Below are 4179 nucleotides of genomic sequence, written 5' to 3' on the forward strand. Positions count from 1 at the left end.
CGCAAGCCTCGCACGGTCACGACCCGGTCGACCAGCTCGGGACCACCCGGGAAGCGGACCTTGATGTAGTTGTCGCTGGTCCCCTCGGCCAGGCCGTCGCCGGCCGACTCGACCAGCACCGAGATGGGCCGGCCGACGTGGTCCTCGTGGAAGCGGCGGCGCAGCTCGTTGCCGAGGGAGATCAGCTCGCGCGCCCGGGCCTTCTTCTCGGCGTCGCCGACCTGGTCCGGCATGGTCGCGGCCGGGGTGTCGGGCCGCTGGGAGTACCGGAACACGTGCAGCTTGGAGAAGCCGACCCGCTCGACCACGGCCAGGGTGGCGGCGAACTGCTCGCGGGTCTCGCCCGGGAACCCGACGATCACGTCGGTGGACAGCCCCAGACCGGGGACCTCGGCCTTGGCCTGCTCGACCCGGTCCAGGAACTCGGCGATGCGGTAGGGGCGGTGCATGGCCGCCAGCACCTCGTCGTCGCCCGCCTGGAGGGGGACGTGCAGGTGGCGGCAGACCTTGGGGTCGTCGCGGACCCTGGCCACCAGGGCCGGGGTCACCTGCACCGGCAGCACGCTGGACAGGCGCAGCCGCAGCAGCCCGTCGACCGCCGTCAGCCGGTCGACCAGCCGGGCCAGGGCGTCGTGCTCGCCCCGGTCGTCGCCGTACTTGCCCAGGTGGACGCCGGTGAGGACGACCTCGCGGACCCCGCGGGCGACCTGGCGGCGGACGTCGTCGACGATCTGCTGCTCGGGGTAGGAGCGCAACGGGCCGCGGGTCCGGGGGATGATGCAGAAGGTGCACCACTCGTCGCAGCCGGTCTGAGCCTTGATGGCCACCCGGGTGCGGAGCCGCTCGACCGGCGCCGGCCGCGTCACCAGAGGCAGCCGCCGCACGCTGGGCACGGCCGTGACCAGCTCGGCCAGCCGGTCCTTGTCGTCGTTGCCGACCACCAGGTCGACCCCGGGGATGGCCCGGACCGCCTCGGGGTCGGCGACCGCGTAGCAGCCGGTGACGACCACGGTGGCCTGGGGGTTGGCCTCGGCCGTCTTGCGGATCAGGCGGCGCGAGGAGGCGGTCGACTCGGCGGTCACGGTGCAGGTGTTGACCACGACCACGTCGGGGGTCTCCCCGGCGTGGGCCAGGTCGAAGCCGCGCGCCCCCAGCGCCTCCAGGGCGTGCTCGCTCTCGGCCTGGTTGAGCCGGCAGCCGAGGGTCTTGAACGCCACCTTGGGCGCCGCGGGCGCGGTTGGCTCAGCCATTGGCCTGCTCCGCCGGGGGGCTACCGCTTCGCTCCATGAGCCCCCCGGACCCCCCGAACGCCTCCACCAGCGAGGTCTCGTGCGGGTCGCCGGGGCGGGGGGCCGGGTGGACCCGGATGTAGCGGGAGCTGGCGAACACCGTCCGCCAGTTCTCCTGGTGGCCGAGCAGCCGGTACCAGACGTCGCCGGCCTGGGTGCGGTGCCGGCACAGGGCCCGCCAGGCCTGCCCGGCCACCGCCGAGGTGTCGACCGTGCAGGTGAACTGCTCGTCGGGGGTGCCCTTGGCCCCATAGGGGTCGTCCGCGCCGGGCAGGTCGAAGCCGCTGGCCCGGCCCAGCGCCCGCCAGCCGGTCATGTCGGAGACGGGGGCGCCCCAGTAGTAGAAGCGGGGCTCGCGCTCCCGCGGCCCGGCCGCGTACGCGCCGAAGGCGGCCTGGGTGGCGGCCGACACGGCCATGTGGTCGGGGTGGGCGGTGACCCCGGCCGGCTCCATGGTCACGACCACGTCGGGCTGCTCGCGCTCCAGGAACCCGTGGACCTCCCTGGCCAGGGCGTCCCGGTCGGCCTGCTCGACCTCACCATCGACCAGGTCGCCGAAGAAGACCCGCTCGACCCCGACCACGGCCATGGCCGCCCGCTCCTCGGCCTCGCGGACCTCGGCCAGGGTCTCGCGGGTGGCCCCGGTCCCCTCGGCGATCTGGCCGGCCTGGCCCCGGGTCGCGGTCCAGACCGCGCCTCGGACGCCCTTGGGCACCAGCAGCGCGAACGACCCGGCGAGCGACCACGTCTCGTCGTCGGGGTGGGCGAAGATCCCGGCCACGGTCAGGGGTCGGGCCACGGTCACCTCCGGTGCTGCGCCGTTCAGCCGAACGACGGTCGGCGGAGGCCGAGGTCGTCCAGCCGCTCGATCAGGCCTCCTGGGGACTGGTCGAGGATAGCGGCTAGGACCCGCACGTCATCACGCCGGATGGTGAGCACCTTGCCGTTGAAGTCGCCCCGCTGGGTCTGGATCAGTGACAGGTAGCGGTTCAGGGTCCGCGCCTCGGGCTCGCTGCGGGCCTCCAGCGCCTCCAGGTCGATGCAGACCGCCTCGTCGGCGCCGCCGGCGCTGGCCGCCGCCTCGGTCGCCTCCGGCCCCATGCGGGGCAGCAGGTGGTCGACCGGGACGCCGTAGAAGATGGCCAGCCGCTGCAGCCGCGGCACCGAGATGCTCCGCTCGCCCCGCTCGTAGGCGCCGAGGACACTGGCCTTGAACTCCTTGCCGGAACGCTCCTCGACGTCGTGGAGGGAGAGGCCCTTCTGCAGACGGATGTTGCGGAGCCGTTCGCCGACCTGCTCCGCGTAGCTGGCCATTCCGACCTCCTTCGCCGCAAGCCCGCGAGCGTGCGCGGACTCTAACATCGCCCCAAGTGCCCAGCAACGATCGTCCGGGCAAAGTCCGCGCAGGTACCCATCGGCCTAGCCGAGGCTGCGGGCGAGGGCGTGCTCGACGAGGGCGACGAGTGCGTCCATGCACGAGCGGGGCTCGCGCGCGTCCATCCGGACCAGGGGGCAGCCCTCGGGCAGGGCGAGAGCGTCGCGCACCGCCCGGTCACCGAAGACGTCGGTGCCGGGGAAGGCGTTGGCGGCGACCACGAACGGCAGCCGCCGGTCCTCGAAGTAGTCGATCGCCGGGAAGCAGTCGTCGATCCGGCGCAGGTCGACCAGGACCACCGCGCCGACGGCGCCCCGGGCCAGCTCGTCCCACATGAACCAGAAGCGGGACTGGCCGGGGGTGCCGAACAGGTACAGGATCAGCTGCTCGTCGACGGTGATGCGGCCGAAGTCCATGGCCACCGTGGTGGTCGTCTTGTCGGGCACGGCGGCGGTGTCGTCGATCCCGACCGACAGGGCGGTCATGGCCTGTTCGGTGGTCAGTGGCGGGATCTCCGACACCGCCCCCACGAACGTGGTCTTGCCGGCGCCGAACCCGCCGGCGACGAGGACCTTGAGCGGGATGAGCTCGCGGCGGGTTGGCGGCGGTGACCGCCGGGTGTCAACGCGAACGGAGTCCATCGAGCAGCCTTCCCAAGATGGCGTGACCGGGGCCGCCGTCGCCGTCGGCGGTTCTTGGCAGGTGGACCTCCAGGTAGCCGCCGTTGGCGAGGTCGCCGACGAGCACCCTGGCCACCCCGACCGGCACCCGCAGGGCGGCGCCGATCTCGGCCAGGGACTTGGGCCCGGCGCACATCTCGACGATGGCCCGCGACTCCATCTGAAGTGAGGCGCCGGAGGCGAGCGACAGCCCGGTGGCGGTGACCACCGCCTCCAGCGGGAGCTCCTGGCCGACGGCGCGGGTCCGTCCCCTGGTGAACGCGTAGACCGGCACCACCCGGTCGACGTGCCCGCGCTCGGCGGCGCTCATGGCCCCCTCCGATCGGGTGGCCCCGCGGCGGCGGGGCGCCGGCTCGGGCTGAGCATGTGCCCGACCCGGGCCGCCAGCAGGGTCATCTCGTAGCCGATCATGCCCATGTCGCAGGTCCGCTCGGCGAACACTGCCAGCATCGAGCCCTCGCTGATCGAGGTGAGGAACAGGTAGCCGCCGGCCATCTCGACGATCGTCTGGCGGACCGGGCCGGCCCCGAACGAGCTGGCCACCCCCATGGCCAGGCTGAGCAGCCCGGAGGTGACGGCCGAGAGCTGGTCGCCGAGGGCCTCGTCGAGGCCCTGGGAGGCGGCCAGGCGGAGGCCGTCGGCGGAGACGACCAGGGCGTGGCGGGTCCCGGCGGTGCTGCGGACGAAGTCCACCAGCAGCCAGTCGAGCTGGCGGCCGTCGATGGTGCCGGCAGCGGTCACGACCATCCGCCGGCGCTCGGCGGACGTTCGGGCCCGAGCTCGTCGGCCCGTTCGCCCGGTCCCTGGGTCTCCTCGACGACGGCCCTGGCCGCCT

Annotated in this window: 6 protein-coding genes; all 6 read right to left on the minus strand. The window is 73.6% G+C overall.

Annotated elements, in window-relative coordinates:
* The coding region (gene mtaB / locus VF468_24185) for a tRNA (N(6)-L-threonylcarbamoyladenosine(37)-C(2))-methylthiotransferase MtaB (protein HEX5881387.1) at positions 1-1250 on the minus strand (1250 nt) is incomplete at its 3' end.
* Positions 1243-2088 carry a PIG-L family deacetylase gene (locus VF468_24190; protein ID HEX5881388.1) on the minus strand — a complete coding sequence of 282 codons (846 nt, stop codon included), beginning with the start codon at positions 2086-2088 and terminating at the stop codon, positions 1243-1245. The genes VF468_24190 and mtaB, both read right to left, overlap by 8 nt.
* Before the next feature lie 23 nt (positions 2089-2111).
* Entirely contained in the window at positions 2112-2603 is a 492-nt protein-coding gene (locus VF468_24195; GenBank protein ID HEX5881389.1) for a transcriptional regulator, read from the minus strand.
* A gap of 105 nt (positions 2604-2708) precedes the next feature.
* Entirely contained in the window at positions 2709-3305 is a 597-nt protein-coding gene (locus VF468_24200) for an ATP/GTP-binding protein (protein ID HEX5881390.1), read from the minus strand.
* Positions 3286-3654 carry a DUF742 domain-containing protein gene (locus VF468_24205; protein ID HEX5881391.1) on the minus strand — a complete coding sequence of 123 codons (369 nt, stop codon included), beginning with the start codon at positions 3652-3654 and terminating at the stop codon, positions 3286-3288. Before VF468_24205 ends, VF468_24200 begins: the two co-directional genes overlap by 20 nt.
* Positions 3651-4091: a roadblock/LC7 domain-containing protein gene (locus VF468_24210; GenBank protein ID HEX5881392.1), complete on the minus strand. Its 441-nt coding sequence runs from the start codon at positions 4089-4091 to the stop codon at positions 3651-3653. The genes VF468_24205 and VF468_24210 overlap by 4 nt, the downstream gene beginning before the upstream one ends.
* Positions 4092-4179 lie beyond the last annotated feature (88 nt).

The sequence above is a fragment of the Actinomycetota bacterium genome (assembly GCA_036280995.1).
Taxonomy (GTDB): Bacteria; Actinomycetota; CALGFH01; order CALGFH01; family CALGFH01; genus CALGFH01.

Excerpts from the sequence above, each read along its gene's own strand:
- VF468_24200 (HEX5881390.1), bottom strand. The coding sequence starts at position 3,305 with ATGGACTCCGTTCGCGTTGACACCCGGCGGTCACCGCCGCCAACCCGC.
- VF468_24205 (HEX5881391.1), bottom strand. The coding sequence starts at position 3,654 with ATGAGCGCCGCCGAGCGCGGGCACGTCGACCGGGTGGTGCCGGTCTAC.
- VF468_24210 (HEX5881392.1), bottom strand. The coding sequence starts at position 4,091 with ATGGTCGTGACCGCTGCCGGCACCATCGACGGCCGCCAGCTCGACTGG.
- VF468_24195 (HEX5881389.1), bottom strand. The coding sequence starts at position 2,603 with ATGGCCAGCTACGCGGAGCAGGTCGGCGAACGGCTCCGCAACATCCGT.